The sequence below is a fragment of the Clostridium prolinivorans genome, assembly GCF_004011155.1.
GTDB lineage: Bacteria > Bacillota > Clostridia > Clostridiales > Clostridiaceae > Clostridium_AT > Clostridium_AT prolinivorans.
Window position 1 is genome coordinate 102,460 of sequence record NZ_RJWG01000007.1, and the last position, 15,286, is coordinate 117,745.

A 15,286-nucleotide genomic window follows, 5' to 3' on the forward strand; every position below is an offset into this window, starting at 1 on the left:
ATGTTTGTAGTTAACTGTGAAATATAAACACAAAAGAATGGGGAACTTTAAAATTTAAAAACGAGATAAATATAAGGAGAGAAAATTTATGCCTGATTTAAATGGTTCTTTGGTGATAAGTGCTTTAATAATTATTTTAATGGTTATTATTTATTTTTTATATCCTAAAATAAAATCTGATAAAAAATACGATACATTAAATGAAAAAGAAGAATTATCTTCTGATATAATTTTATCTGATAATAAGATTAATGAAGATGAAAAACAGTTAGAATTGGTTGCCGCTATAATGGGAGCTTTATCAGCTTATATGGATATTCAGGATTCAAATCTTAAAATAAAAAGTATAAAAAGAGTTGATGGAACTAAATCGACTTGGAGAAAAGAAGGAATTGTAGAACTTTTAGAAGAAGTGAGATAATTTAAAAGGAGGTTTTTATATTATGAAGAAATATTATGTAACTGTAAATGGAAATAGATATGAGGTTGAGGTTGAAGAGGCTAAGGAAGATTTTAATGGGCCATCTAAAGTATTGAATTCATCAAGTAATAGAGAGGGAAATTATAAACCATCACCAATGCAAGTTCCAAAACCAGTAATTTCCAAAGAAAAAATTTTAAATAATGATATAAAAGAAGGAGAAAAAATAAATTGTCCAATGCCAGGTACTATATTAAATATAAATGTTAAAGAAGGAGATAATATTAAAAAAGGAGATTTGCTTTTTATACTTGAAGCTATGAAAATGGAAAATGAAATTGTTTCTCCAATTTCGGGTACGGTAATTTCTATATCAGTTTCAAAAGGTCAGTCAGTAAATACTGGAGATATACTAGCTATTATTAAATAAAAAATTATTTATTTTTATATTTACAAATAATTTTACGAGTATACAATATAATATGTATCATTAAGGGGGTGCTTATTTTGATTTTAGTTTTAGATGTTGGAAATACTAATATAGTTCTAGGAGTATATAAAGGGAAAACTTTAATTGCAGATTGGAGACTTGCAACAGATTTTAAAAGAACTGCAGATGAATACGGGATACAAGTTACTGAATTATTTATGAAAAAAAGTTTAGATTATACTAAAGTTAATGGAGTTATTATATCTTCTGTTGTACCAAATATTATGTATACTGTAGAACATATGATAAGAAAATACTTCAATTTAACTCCACTTATTGTAGGACCTGGTATAAAAACAGGTATAAATATAAAATATGATAATCCTAAAGAGGTTGGAGCAGATAGAATTGTAAATGCAGTAGCTGCACATGAGATTTATAAAAGACCTATTATAATAATTGACTTTGGCACTGCAACTACATTTTGTGCTGTAACTAAAAATGGAGATTATTTAGGAGGAACTATAAGTCCGGGTTTAAAAATTTCTGCAGATGCTCTTTTTGAAAAGGCGGCAAAACTTCCTAGAGTTGAACTTTCTAAACCATCTAGCGTAATATGTAAAAATACAGTTACAAGTATGCAGTCTGGAATAATATATGGATATACTGGATTGGTTGATTATATAGTTGAAAAAATGAAAAATGAAATGGAAGCTTTAGGAGAAATTAATCCTTTAGTTATTGCAACAGGAGGATTGGCTAATTTAATAAGTGAAGATTCCAAATATATAGAAAAGGTTGAACCATATTTAACTTTAGAAGGACTTAGGATTATATATGAAAAAAATAAAGAAATGGTGATGTAATGAAAATAGCTAATCTAGAGTTTGAAAATAATGTTTTTTTAGCACCTATGGCTGGAGTTACAGATATAGCATTTAGAGGCCTTTGTATAGAAATGGGATGCGGATTTGTATATACAGAAATGATAAGTGCAAAAGGATTATATTATAAAAGTGAAAATACAATAGATATGTTTAAAGTTTCAGAAAAAGAAAAACCTATAGGAGTTCAGATTTTTGGTAATGATCCTTATATAATGGCAAAAGCTTGTGATTATTTTAATGATAATGAAGATATATCTCTTATTGATATAAATATGGGATGTCCTGCTCCAAAAGTAGTAAAAAATGGAGAAGGATCTGCACTTATGAGAAATCCAAGTTTAGCTTCAGATATTGTAAAAGAAGTAAAAAAGGCAAGTATTAAACCTGTTACAGTTAAATTTAGGAAAGGATTTAACGATAGAGAAATAAATGCTGTAGAATTTGCTAAAGTTATGGAAGATTCAGGGGCAGATGCTATAACTGTTCATGGCAGAACTCGTGAACAGATGTATGAAGGTAAGGCTGATTGGGATATAATAAGGAAGGTTAAAGAAAGTGTTAAAATCCCTGTTATAGGAAATGGGGATATTTTTTCAGCCGAAGATGCTTTAAAAATAATTGAATTTACAAACTGTGATGGAATTATGATAGCAAGAGGAGCTATGGGAAATCCATGGATATTTACACAGATAAACCAGGCGTTTAATGGAGAAAATATAATTTATCCAACTCCAAGTGAAAAAATAAATTTAGCTATAAGGCATTTTGAACTTGCTCTTTATTATTTTGGTGAAAATAAAGCAATAAGAGAAATGAGAAAACATATTTCTTGGTATATAAAAGGTCTTTTAAATTGTACAGAGATTAAAAATATAATAAATACAGAAAAAAGTGCAGAGAATGTGGTTAAAATATTGAAAGAATATAGCAAATCTTTTACATAAAAATTAAAAATAAAGTAATTTTTTTAAATATAGTTAAATATAATATCATTATAAATAAGTCCATCGAGGTTAAAAATGAATCCCATTGTGTATGTAAATACAGATATAAAAAAAGCTTATTACGATGAAAGCTTTTTAGGAAAGGTAAAAGATAGGCTTCACACAAGTTTTGAGGGGGAGAGTTTTATAAAAGAGCTTGATTTAAAAATAGCTTGTGTAAAACTTCCTCCTAATTTTAATCCTAAAGCTTATAGACGCAACATACAAATAGCTAAAAAATATATAAAAAAAAGACAACCATATTTAGCATTAAAAACTTATAGGTATCTTGACTTTCAATTTTTAAATGATTTTCAGAAAAAGCTTTTTGCATATGGAGTTGTAAACAGCATAAAACTTATACTTAGATTGAAAAATAAAAGCATAAAATCATCTTGTATAGTAGTATATGATGCTGCAGAAGATATAAACCAACATATAATTTATGAATTATCAAAAGAATGTAAATACTGTATACTGCTATCTAACAATATAACCTTTACAAGCAATCTAAGAGAGTATATTATCGCAAATTATGGTATATCTCCTATAGTAACTAATGATGTAGAATATGCTTTAAAAAAATCAGACTTTGTAATAAGTTCAAAAAATTTAGAAATAGATAATTTAGTATGGTACATAGATAATTTATTTCTGCCAAGCACAAATAAAGACTTAGCAATAAATGATATAAGTTTTTCAGTACCTTGGGATATAAAAGATATAAATTTGGGATTTGAACTTGTGGGAGCTATTTTAAGTCAAATGAATGAAAATGATATAGAAGCTTCATTAAAATATAATGGGATATATTTAGACAAAATAAAATTTAATGAAGAAATAAAAAATTTCTAGCTGTTGACATTATATAAAGGCTGATTTATAATATTAACTTAAATGATTGGCTTGTTTATATTAAAACATAGTAATAATGTTTCTATGTGTCAATATACTTTATTTAAATTAGGCACATTTAAAGGGAATTATTAGTAAAATCATGAAGGGGAGAAAAAAATGGCAGATTCAAAAAAATTTATAATGACTTATGAAGGAGTTAAAAAATTAGAAGAAGAATTAGAATATCTTAAAACAATAAAAAGAGTTGAAATAAAAGAAAAAATTAAAGTTGCCCGTGGGTATGGGGATTTAAGTGAAAATGCAGAATATGATGAAGCTAAAAATGAACAAGCCTTTGTTGAGGGCAGAATTGCTCAACTAGAAAATATGTTAAAAAACGCCCAAGTTGTTGATGAAGGTGATTTATCTACAGACAAGGTAAGCGTTGGTTCCATAGTTAAAGTTAAAGATTACGAATTTGATGAAGAAATTGAACTATCAATTGTTGGTTCAGCAGAAGCTAATCCTATGGAATATAAAATATCTAACGAATCTCCAGTAGGAAAAGCTTTGATTGGTAAAAAAGTTGGAGATATAGTAGAAATTCCAGTTCCAGATGGAGTAACTAAATATGAAATTCTTGAAATAAGAGTGGTATAATAATATTAAGGGCAGAATAACCTATATTTAAGTTGCTCTGCCCTAAGGCACTATAAAAGGAGGAAAAATAGATGGCAAATGATGAATTAAGCTTTCAGCAGCAGGAGGCTAAATTTAATGAACAGGTATTGCTTAGAAGACAAAAACTTGCAGATCTTAAGTCTCAAGGGAAAGATCCATTTGATGTTTATAAAGTGAATAGAACGCATACATCAAAAGAAGTAAAAGATGATTTTGATACTTTAGAAAATCAAACTGTTACAGTTGCAGGAAGACTTATGTCTAAAAGAGTTCAAGGCAAAGCTGGATTTTCACATATTCAAGATAGATATGGAAGGCTTCAAATTTACATAAAAATAGATGATGTTGGAGAAGTAAGATTAAAGGAATTTAAAAGTCTTGACTTAGGAGACTGGATAAGTGTTACTGGTTTTGTATTCAAAACAAAGACAGGAGAAATTTCTGTACATGTTAAGGACTTCCAGCTTATTTCTAAGTCTTTAAAACCACTACCAGATAAGTGGCATGGACTTAAAGATCCGGATTTAAGATATAGACAAAGAGAACTTGATCTTATAATGAATGAAAATGTAAGAGATACTTTTATAAAAAGAACTCAAATTATAAAAAGTGTAAGAGAATTTTTAGATAATAGAGGATACTTAGAAGTTGAAACACCTATACTTTCACCAATAGCAGGAGGAGCTGCCGCAAGACCATTTATAACTCACCATAATGCTTTAGATATAGATATGTATTTAAGAATAGCTACAGAACTATATTTAAAAAGACTTATTGTTGGTGGATTTGAGAAAGTATATGATATGGGTAAAAATTTTAGAAATGAAGGTATAGACATAAGACATAATCCAGAGTTTACTATGATAGAATTATACGAAGCTTATGCTGATTATAATGACATGATGGAACTTATGGAAAATTTAACAGCGTATGTTTGTAAAAAAGTTAATGGAACTACAAAGATAACATATCAAGGAACTGAAATAGACTTAACTCCTCCATGGAGAAGGCTTACTATGGTAGATGCAGTTAAGGAATATGCAGGAGTAGATTTTAATCAAATTAAAACAGATGAAGAGGCTCAAGCTATAGCTCGTGAAAAAAATCTTGAATTTAAGAAGGAATTAAAGGATTGTACAAAGGCAGATGTTTTAAATGCATTATTTGAAGAGTATGCGGAAGAACATTTAATTCAACCTACTTTCCTTATGGATTATCCTGTTGAAATTTCACCTTTAACTAAGAAAAAAAGAGGAAATGAAAATTTTACAGAAAGATTTGAAGGCTTTATTTTTGGAAGAGAAATATGTAATGCTTATTCAGAACTTAATGATCCTATAGTTCAAAGAGAAAGATTTGAGCAGCAAGCTAAAGAAAGAGAGCTTGGAGATGATGAAGCTTACGTAATAGATGAAGAATTTATGAGTGCTTTAGAAACAGGAATGCCTCCAACAGGCGGACTTGGAATAGGTATAGATAGATTAGTTATGCTTTTAACTGATTCTTATTCAATTAGAGATGTTATATTATTTCCAACTATGAAACCAAATCAACAATAATATTTACTATAGAGCAACTGGTTTAAACTAGTTGCTTTTTATAAAATTTAAAATAAAAACTTTACGCGAAGGGAATGATATTTAAATGGATTTAAAAGAAAGAGCTTTAAAAATGCATAAGGATAATCAAGGAAAGATAGCTCTTCATTGCAAAGTCCCAGTAAAAACTAGAGATGATATGACTCTTGCATACACACCAGGAGTTGCAGAACCATGCCTAGAAATAGAGAAAGATTATAATAAAATATATGATTATACATCAAAGGGAAATTTAGTAGCGGTTGTAACTAATGGGACAGCAGTATTGGGATTAGGTGATATTGGAGCAGGGGCAGGAATGCCAGTAATGGAAGGGAAAGCTATACTATTTAAATCTTTTGCAGGTATAGATGCTTTCCCTATATGTTTAAATACAAAAGACGTAGATAAAATAGTTGAAGCAGTAAAACTTATGGAACCAACCTTTGGAGGAATAAACCTTGAAGATATTAAAGCTCCAGAGTGTTTTGAAATTGAAGACAAATTAAAAAAAATATGTGATATTCCAGTATTTCATGATGATCAACATGGAACTGCAGTAGTTACTGCTGCAGCTATAATAAATGCACTTAAACTTACTGATAGAAAACTTTGCGATTTAAAGGTTGTTATAAATGGAGCTGGTGCAGCTGGTACTGCAATAGCAAAACTTCTTTTATCTATGGGAGTTAAAGATATAGTTGTATGTGATAGAAAAGGTGCTATATCAAAGGATAACGAAAATTTAGATAGTGCAAAGAAAAAGCTTGCTGATATAACTAATCCATATAATATAAAGGGTTCTTTATCTGATGTTATAAAAGGAAGAGATGTGTTTATTGGAGTATCTGCTGCAGGAGCATTAACTAAAGAAATGATTAAAACAATGAATAAAGATCCTATGATTTTTGCTATGGCAAATCCAATACCAGAAATTTATCCTAAAGAAGCAAAAGAAGCTGGAGCTAAAATTATAGGAACTGGACGTTCAGATTTTCCAAATCAAATTAATAATGTTCTTGCATTTCCAGGAATATTTAGAGGTGCTTTAGATGTTTTGGCAAGAGAGATAAATGAAGAAATGAAAATAGCAGCAGCTAAAGCTATAGCTAGCGTTATAAGTGATGATGAAATTAAAGAAGACTATATATTACCAGATGCATTTGATTTAAGAGTTGCACCTAAAGTTGCTGAGGCTGTAGCTAAAGCTGCTATAAAAACAGGAGTAGCAAGGAAAAAAGAAATTACACCTGAATGGGTTTTTAATCATACAAAAGAATTAATTAATAATAGATAATATAAAACGTAGTACTTTTATATTTAAAAATAATAACGTGTAATTATAGAAGCATTTGAAGAAGGGTAGGTAATTGTTTTGGTAAAGGTAGAAAGCTTTCAATTAGACCATACAAAATTAGTTGCGCCATATGTAAGAAAATGTTCTACAATGATAGGGGAAAATGGAGATAAAGTAACAAAATATGATTTAAGATTTACACAACCTAATAAAGAGGCTATGGGTACAGCAGCAATTCATGCTTTAGAGCACTTATTAGCAGGATTTATAAGAGAAGAATTAGATGGAGTTATAGATTTATCTCCAATGGGTTGTAGAACAGGTTTTTATTTAATAATGTGGGGAGATAAAGAAACTTCAGAAATAAAGACAGGATTAGAAAATGCATTAAAAAAAGTTTTAGATGCTAAAGAAGTGCCAGCAAGAAGTGAAGTAGAATGTGGAAACTACAAAGATTTATCTTTATTTGGAGCAAAAGAATATGCAAAGCAGGTTTTAAATAAAGGAATTAGTTTAAACATTTATGGAGATAAATAAAAATATTATATAAAAAATACATAAAAGACAGAAATAGCAAAATGTTTTTGATATTTCTGTCTTTTTAAAATAATTATTTTAAAATTGATTTACTAAATAAACCATGATTGTAAATGCTTATATTCATAATCAGTACCATATGTTAATTGATTAAGTTTTATTATAGCGTCTTTAACAGTTGTTTGAAAAGTAGAATAATATTGAGTAGTATCTTTAGTTAAAGCAGAACAAACTTCAGGAGAATCAAAAACTAAATATTTTCTGCATATAAATGGTCTAACTTCATAAATACTGCAATTTTCATTTTCATCTAAAAAAGCACATGGAATTTTACAAGATAGATATTCATTTTTTATATCTTTATTAAAGCTTCCATCTCTATATACAATTATTTTAGATAAAAGCTCTTTATGTTTTTTAATTTTTTCTTTAAATTTATTTATTTCTTCCTCAGAGTAATGAGAAGATAAATATTCATCTATATATTCTTTTTCAAGCTTACTTGTTAAAACCAAAAGTTTACAACAATGACCACAACCTTGTCTACATGATGCTACCTCAGCAGCAGGTGATGAAGCAATATCAAGTTTTTCATATAGTTTTTTAAGCTTTCTAAAAGCCTCTTCTTTAGTTATTTTCGTATTAACTGATTTTATTCTACTGTCAACAAAATTATTTAAATTATCAACTGCCTTTACGAACTTAGAATGGTTATAAACAATTTCATTACCATTTTTATCTATATATAATGTTTTATATACATCATTATTTCCCAATTATATATCCTCCCTTGTATAATGTAGTTGTAACATTTCATAGAAAACATATAGATTTTCAATCGAACAATAACAACTCATTTCTTTAAAATATTCTTAATTTATAACCTACCTTGTATAAGTTATAATAATAATTATAATAATAAATATTATTATTAACAATACAATAAAAACATTAAAAAAATATTCCAAAATTTTTATAATATTAGCACTAAGTTGATGATGCCTTTCTAATTATTTTTGTACAGTTATTAATAAAAATAGTTGCATATTAGGACATTATCATAAATTAATCATAAAATGCAATAAAAATATTTAAAAATATATTGTGTTTTTTTTATTTTATGATATAATTACACATGTAATAGATATTCCGTGGTAGCTCAATGGCGGAGCATTCGGCTGTTAACCGAAGGGTTGGAGGTTCGAGTCCTCTCCACGGAGCCATTTTTATTTTTTGATGAATAAATTAAAAACTCTAGGCTAAAAACCTAGAGTTTTTGTTTAATTAGTTAACTATATTTCAGTTTATTTAACTATATTTCAGTTTTTTGTTTTAAAACGTTTAAAATTTTTAGAATCATTTTTGCGAATACATAAATTAAAAGTATTGGAATTATTATTATACTTAGGATATAATAATAAATAAAAATAAGTAACTTATATAGTTATAAAAATAAAATTATATTTTTATTATTACGCATTTTGTTTAGGAAGGTGAAAATATTATGGAATTTAGGAAATTTGGGAATAAATACATAGTAAGACTTAACAAAGGTGAAGAAATTATTGAAACTTTAAAGAAACTTTGCCAAGATGAAAACATAACACTAGGTTCAATACAAGGAATTGGAGCTGTAAGTAATGTAAAGGTTGGATTATTTAAGCCATCTCTTAAAGAATATCATTCAATAGAACTAAAAGGTGATTATGAAATGACATGCCTTTTAGGAAATGTTTCTACTATGAATGGAGAGGTGTATTTACATCTACATATTGATGTTGCTGATGAAGAAAATAAAATTTATGGAGGACATTTAAACTCAGCTGTAATAAGTGCTACTGGAGAAATTATAATAGATACTATTGATGGAAAAGTAGATAGAGAATTTAGTGATGAAATTGGCTTAAATTTATATAAATTTAATTAGTTAAATAATTAAATGAGTTAAAAATATATCAAAATTATATATTGATTAAACTACAATAAGTTTTAAATAAATTTCCATTAAACAATGAAGTAGTATATTCATTATTGATTTACTTTAAAATATAGTGGTCAATTTTAAGAAAAATACTTTTGCGGCATAATTTATATATTTAATTAATTATTTAAAATTCAATGTATATATAATGTAAAGTAATAGATTACTTTGGTTAAATTAAAAATATTCAATTATATATTATTATAAACATATAAGCAAATAGGAGGTACTAATAAATGGCAGTAGAGAAAACCATGGATAAAATAGTAGCACTTGCTAAAAATAGAGGTTTTGTATTTGCAGGATCAGAAATTTATGGAGGACTTGCAAATTCATGGGATTATGGCCCTCTTGGAGTTGAATTTAAAAATAATGTTAAAAAAGCATGGTGGAAAAAATTTGTACAAGAAAGTCCTTATAATGTTGGAATAGATTCTGCAATACTTATGAATAGAGAAGTATGGGTAGCATCAGGACATGTTGGAGGATTTTCTGATCCACTTATGGATTGTAAAGAATGTAAATCTAGATTTAGAGCTGATAAATTAATTGAAGACTATATGACTGAAAATGGAATAGAAGTAGCAAGTGCTGATGGATGGACTAATGAACAATTAAAAAATTATATTGATGAACATAATATAGTTTGTCCTAAATGTGGCAAGAAAAATTTTACTGATATAAGAAAGTTTAATCTTATGTTTAAAACTTTTATGGGAATAACAGAAGATGCAAAATCAGAAGTATACCTAAGACCAGAGACTGCACAAGGTATATTTGTAAATTTTAAAAATGTTCAAAGAACTTCAAGAAAAAAAGTACCTTTTGGTATAGCTCAAATAGGTAAATCATTTAGGAATGAAATAACTCCTGGAAATTTTATATTTAGAACAAGGGAATTTGAGCAGATGGAGCTTGAATTTTTCTGTAAACCTGATACAGATTTAGAATGGTTTAAATATTGGAAAGATTATTGCTGGAATTTCCTTTTAAACTTAGGAATGAAAAAAGAAAATTTAAGAATGAGAGATCATGCTAAAGAAGAATTATCTTTTTACAGTAAAGCAACATCAGATATAGAATTTCTATTTCCATTTGGATGGGGCGAGCTTTGGGGAATAGCTGATAGAACAGACTATGACCTTAAAAAACATGCTGAACATTCAGGAGTGGATATGAGTTATTTAGATCCAACAACTAATGAAAAATATATTCCATATTGCGTAGAACCATCACTTGGTGCAGATAGAGTTACATTAGCATTTTTATGTGATGCTTATGATGAAGAAACTCTTGAAGACGGAGATGTAAGAACTGTACTTCATCTTCATCCAGCATTAGCACCATTTAAAGCAGCAATACTACCTCTTTCAAAGAAACTTTCAGAAAAATCTTTAGAGGTTTATGACAAACTTAGAAAGAAATTTAATGTAGATTACGATGAAGCAGGAAGTATAGGTAAAAGATACAGAAGACAAGATGAAATAGGAACTCCATATTGTATAACTATAGATTTTGATACACTTAATGACAACACAGTAACAGTAAGAGATAGAGATACAATGGATCAAATCAGAATAAATATAGATGAAATTGAAAAATTTATTGAAGAAAAATTAGAATTTTAATTGAAATCTCATAATAATAGATATAAAGAAATTTAAAATTTAGTAATTTAGTAAAATAATAATCCTATCTGTTCTAAGAATAAAATATATATTTAATGATTGGGTTATTATTTTACTGTTCTATATTTACCTATTATATATTTAGTTTAAATGCATGATATATATAATAAATATAAAATAAAAAGTTAGGAAGGTTTTAAAATGGGAAGAGTTTTTACTATTGGTGAGGCACTTATTGATTTTATTCCAGAACAAAAGGGAGTAGCATTAAAATCTGTATCTTCATTTGAAAGAGCTCCAGGAGGTGCACCAGCTAATGTTTCTGCTGCAGTTTCTAAACTTGGAGGTGAAAGCGTTTTTATAGGAAAACTAGGACTTGATGCTTTTGGAGATTTTCTTATTGAAACTTTAAAAGATACAGGAGTAGAAACAAAATACATATATAGGACTAATAAAGCTAATACTGCTCTTGCTTTTGTTTCATTAAAAGAAGATGGAGACAGAGATTTTTCTTTTTATAGAAATCCTAGTGCAGACATGCTTTTAGAGGAAAACGAAATAGATAAAAATTGGTTTAATAAAGAAGATATTTTACATTTTTGCTCTGTAAGTCTTATAGATGCACCTGTTAAAAAAGCACATATAGCAGCAATTAAAGCAGTGAAAGAAATAGGCGGACTAATATCTTTTGATCCTAATATAAGACTTCCTTTATGGGAAAATCATGAAGAATATAAAAAAGTTATTAATGAATTTTTAAAATATGCTGACATTGTAAAAATAAGTGAAGATGAACTTGAATTTATTACGAGTATTAAAGAAAAAGAAAAGGCTATTAACTACCTTTTATCTTATAAAAATATTAAAATCCTTATAATTACAAAAGGCAAAAATGGAGCTTCAGCTTATTTTAATAATAGTAAAGTAAATGTAGAAGGATATAATGTTAAAGTTATAGATACTACTGGAGCTGGAGATTCATTTATAGGAGCATTTTTATATAAACTTTCAAAATATAATATAGACATAAATAATATAAGCAAATCTGAAATGGAAGAAATGCTTAAATTTGCAAATGCAGTAGCTGCCTTAACTACTACTAATAAAGGAGCTATAAGTTCATTACCTTCTATAAAAGCTGTGGAAGACTTTATAAAATAAAAAAAAATACCGAGCATGGGGTCGCTCGGCACTAAATGGGGTTTATCATGGGGATATATTATATGTTATTAAATTATGGGGAATTATATTAATGTTTTCCTTACGGCACGTTAATAGTATAGCATATATATTGCTAAATTTACAATACCTAACATAAAAGTTTTTATTTTTAGTATTTTCTCATAATTTCGACAAATTTCAACTTAATTTGAGAATATTAAATAAACTATAGAACTAATAAATAAACTCATTATTCCTAAAATTAAAGCAATAAACTTAGATGTTTTATTAAATTTTGTTTTATAAACAACTAATAATGCTAGTATTATGCCAAATGGAAATCTAAAACTGTTATTAAAAGTTATGTATAATTGGCATAAAAACCAAATACCTAAAAGTTTATAGTTATAATATTCTTCATTTTCTTGCTTTTTAAATTTAGAAATAAAAACTAAAGGACAAGTTAAAATTAATGTTAAAAATGCCATTTTTCTAACTCCATATAATTAATTCTATATATAAATATACAATATAAAAATTAAATATAACCTAGTAAAATAATATAAAAAGTAAGTATTTTTACTCGTTTTTATATTTGATTTTGAATAAATTGAATATATAAATAAATAATCTAAGGAATAGGCATTTTTAATAGATAACATTATATCTTAAAGCATCATACTTCTATTATTTTACCTCTCATATATTTTACTTCTCATAGGATCCATTTTATAGGCTATTGCTTAAGAACCAATTTGATTTACTTCCAATGGTTCTTCTATCTTTTTCATAAATATTTATATAATCATACTATTAACTTAGAGTATGTAACTTGATAAGAAAATGGTATAATTAAAAAAGAATTATTTTTATTATTATGGAAGTGAGGAAATTTGGTGAAAAAAGATTTTAAAGAATTTAAAGAATTTATAAAAGGGAAAAATACTGCTGTTGTAGGAATAGGAGTTAGTAATATTCCGCTTATAAGATTTTTATTAAATTTAGATGCAAAGGTTAGTGCTTTTGATAAAAAAAATGAAAATCAGCTTGGTGAAATAGGAAAAGAATTTAAAGAAAAAGGAGTTAAGTTAATTCTTGGTGATAATTATTTAGATAATTTAACAGGTTATGATGTTATTTTTAAAACACCTTCTATGAGAATTGACAGTCCTTCATTGATAAAAGCTAAAGAAGAAGGAGCATATATAACTTCTGAAATGGAGGAATTTATAAAATATTGTCCTGCAAAGATATTTGGCGTAACAGGTAGTGATGGGAAAACAACCACTACAAGTTTAATTTATAATATATTAAAAGAAGAAGGATATAAAACTTGGGTAGGAGGTAATATTGGTACTCCGCTTTTTGATAAAATTGAAGAAATTAAAGAAACTGATAAAGTTGTACTTGAACTTTCTAGTTTTCAGCTTATGACTATGACTGTATCACCACAAGTTTCTGTTATAACAAATTTAAGTCCTAATCATTTAGATATTCATAAGGACATGGAAGAATATGTAGATGCTAAGAAAAATATTTTTAAATATCAAGATAAAAATGATATATTGGTTCTAAATAGAGATAATGAAATTACAAATTCTATGGAAAATGAAGCTAAGGGCAGAGTTTTAAAATTTAGTACTAAAGAAGAAATTAAAGAAGGTGCTTATTATAAAGATGGAATACTTTATTTAATGGGTAATAAAGTATGTAAAGCAGATAAAATTATTATAAAAGGTATGCACAATATAGAAAACTATCTTGCTGCATTTTGTGCTTTAAGCGAAGATGTATCAATAGAAAGTATGAAAAAAGTAGCTTATACTTTTAAAGGGGTTGAACATAGAATTGAATTTGTAAGAGAAATAAATGGAGTGAAATATTATAATAGTTCTATTGCTTCAAGTCCATCTAGAACTCTTGCAGATATTAAAGTTTTTGGGAAACCTATAATATTAATTGCAGGTGGATATGATAAAAAAATTCCTTTTGAGCCTCTTGCACAAGAGGGGTATCCTTATATTAAAAAGTTAATACTTTTAGGGGCTACAAAATATAAAATAAAATCTGCTTTTGAAAAAATAATTTCTAAAAAGAATTTAAATTTACCTATTATTATGGCAGACTCTTTTGAAGATGCTGTATATAAGGCAAAGGATGAATCAGAAAATGGAGATATAGTTTTATTGGCTCCAGCTTGTGCAAGTTTTGATATGTTTGAAAACTTTGAAGTTAGGGGAAATAAATTTAAAGAGATAGTAAATAATTTATAAAAACTTTTATAATTATATTAGAAAAGTTTTTTATTAAATATTTGAGCACTATATATAGCTGTAATGAAAATTTAGAAACACTATAAATAAATATACAGTGAGAATTAATTTACAACTTAATAACTTTTTAATATAACATCATTAATTAAAATTATATTAAAATCTTTTTTTCTCTTTAATACTAATTATTTTATATGGAGATACACCTGGTATAATTTGAATTATGTAACAATTTATAAGTTAGTCATATTTTATTTATAAAAAATATTTACGTATTTTTTGATAGCATCTTTTTTATATAATCTCCAGTGCCGGGTGTATCAATTGTAAAATTAATTAGAATAATGAAGAAATATGAAGAATAATGAATTTATTTTAATATAATAAATATTTTTTCTTATGAATTCTAATTTATCTCATGATATTATAAAAAACGTCGTTGAGAGCGACAACAATGTTTAGTCAATAACTTTATAGAGTATATAAAATTACCAATAAAAAAGTTGTTGACAAAACAAATAAATCTTGATAAACTATAAAAGCTGTCAGATGACAGCGAAATGATTGGTCTTTGAAAATTAAACAGAGAATAA

15 protein-coding genes and 1 tRNA gene are annotated in these 15,286 nt (G+C 26.9%); 14 read left to right on the top strand and 2 right to left on the bottom strand.

What is annotated here, in order from left to right:
• Nucleotides 1–88 precede the first annotated feature (88 nt).
• The 9 genes from EGD97_RS07820 (at nucleotide 89) to EGD97_RS07860 (ending at nucleotide 7,650) form a co-directional block, all read left to right on the top strand.
• Nucleotides 89–421, top strand: a complete 333-nt coding sequence (locus tag EGD97_RS07820) for a hypothetical protein (RefSeq protein WP_078682624.1) — start codon at nucleotides 89–91, stop codon at nucleotides 419–421.
• A 22-nt stretch (nucleotides 422–443) separates the two neighbouring features.
• Nucleotides 444–851, top strand: a complete 408-nt coding sequence (locus EGD97_RS12755) for a biotin/lipoyl-containing protein (RefSeq protein ID WP_078682623.1) — start codon at nucleotides 444–446, stop codon at nucleotides 849–851.
• A 77-nt stretch (nucleotides 852–928) separates the two neighbouring features.
• On the top strand, nucleotides 929–1,717 hold the full coding sequence (locus EGD97_RS07830) for a type III pantothenate kinase (protein WP_078682622.1): 789 nt from the start codon (nucleotides 929–931) through the stop codon (nucleotides 1,715–1,717).
• Nucleotides 1,717–2,682, top strand: coding sequence for a tRNA dihydrouridine synthase DusB (gene dusB, locus EGD97_RS07835; RefSeq protein WP_127836992.1), 966 nt, complete (start codon nucleotides 1,717–1,719; stop codon nucleotides 2,680–2,682). Before EGD97_RS07830 ends, dusB begins: the two co-directional genes overlap by 1 nt.
• 75 nt (nucleotides 2,683–2,757) lie before the next feature.
• Entirely contained in the window at nucleotides 2,758–3,576 is an 819-nt protein-coding gene (locus EGD97_RS07840) for a hypothetical protein (protein WP_078682620.1), read from the top strand.
• A gap of 159 nt (nucleotides 3,577–3,735) precedes the next feature.
• Nucleotides 3,736–4,218, top strand: a complete 483-nt coding sequence (gene greA, locus EGD97_RS07845) for a transcription elongation factor GreA (protein ID WP_078682619.1) — start codon at nucleotides 3,736–3,738, stop codon at nucleotides 4,216–4,218.
• Between the two features lie 71 nt (nucleotides 4,219–4,289).
• Nucleotides 4,290–5,798, top strand: a complete 1,509-nt coding sequence (gene lysS, locus EGD97_RS07850) for a lysine--tRNA ligase (protein ID WP_078682618.1) — start codon at nucleotides 4,290–4,292, stop codon at nucleotides 5,796–5,798.
• 85 nt (nucleotides 5,799–5,883) lie between these two features.
• Nucleotides 5,884–7,113, top strand: coding sequence for an NAD(P)-dependent malic enzyme (locus EGD97_RS07855; protein ID WP_078682617.1), 1,230 nt, complete (start codon nucleotides 5,884–5,886; stop codon nucleotides 7,111–7,113).
• Nucleotides 7,114–7,191: 78 nt separating this feature from the next.
• Complete coding sequence (locus EGD97_RS07860; RefSeq protein WP_127836993.1) at nucleotides 7,192–7,650, top strand: S-ribosylhomocysteine lyase; 459 nt, start codon at nucleotides 7,192–7,194, stop codon at nucleotides 7,648–7,650.
• A 92-nt stretch (nucleotides 7,651–7,742) separates the two neighbouring features.
• Here EGD97_RS07860 and EGD97_RS07865 read toward each other — a convergent pair whose 3' ends face one another.
• Nucleotides 7,743–8,426, bottom strand: coding sequence for a YkgJ family cysteine cluster protein (locus tag EGD97_RS07865; protein WP_078682615.1), 684 nt, complete (start codon nucleotides 8,424–8,426; stop codon nucleotides 7,743–7,745).
• A 372-nt stretch (nucleotides 8,427–8,798) separates the two neighbouring features.
• Between EGD97_RS07865 and EGD97_RS07870 the strand changes: the two genes are divergently transcribed.
• The 4 genes from EGD97_RS07870 to EGD97_RS07885 all read left to right on the top strand — a co-directional run bounded on the left by EGD97_RS07870 (nucleotide 8,799) and on the right by EGD97_RS07885 (nucleotide 12,420).
• Nucleotides 8,799–8,873: transfer RNA gene (locus EGD97_RS07870), tRNA-Asn, on the top strand.
• 281 nt (nucleotides 8,874–9,154) lie between these two features.
• Entirely contained in the window at nucleotides 9,155–9,577 is a 423-nt protein-coding gene (locus tag EGD97_RS07875; RefSeq protein ID WP_078682614.1) for a PPC domain-containing DNA-binding protein, read from the top strand.
• Between the two features lie 290 nt (nucleotides 9,578–9,867).
• A complete protein-coding gene (locus tag EGD97_RS07880) occupies nucleotides 9,868–11,259 on the top strand; it encodes a glycine--tRNA ligase (RefSeq protein ID WP_078682613.1) in 1,392 nt (463 codons plus the stop codon).
• Nucleotides 11,260–11,460: 201 nt separating this feature from the next.
• Nucleotides 11,461–12,420: an aminoimidazole riboside kinase gene (locus EGD97_RS07885; protein ID WP_078682612.1), complete on the top strand. Its 960-nt coding sequence runs from the start codon at nucleotides 11,461–11,463 to the stop codon at nucleotides 12,418–12,420.
• Between the two features lie 203 nt (nucleotides 12,421–12,623).
• Here EGD97_RS07885 and EGD97_RS07890 read toward each other — a convergent pair whose 3' ends face one another.
• Nucleotides 12,624–12,908: a hypothetical protein gene (locus EGD97_RS07890; protein WP_078682611.1), complete on the bottom strand. Its 285-nt coding sequence runs from the start codon at nucleotides 12,906–12,908 to the stop codon at nucleotides 12,624–12,626.
• A gap of 408 nt (nucleotides 12,909–13,316) precedes the next feature.
• Here EGD97_RS07890 and murD point away from each other — a divergent pair, with 408 nt between their 5' ends.
• A complete protein-coding gene (gene murD, locus EGD97_RS07895) occupies nucleotides 13,317–14,693 on the top strand; it encodes a UDP-N-acetylmuramoyl-L-alanine--D-glutamate ligase (RefSeq protein ID WP_078682610.1) in 1,377 nt (458 codons plus the stop codon).
• The last annotated feature ends 593 nt before the right edge of the window (nucleotides 14,694–15,286 follow it).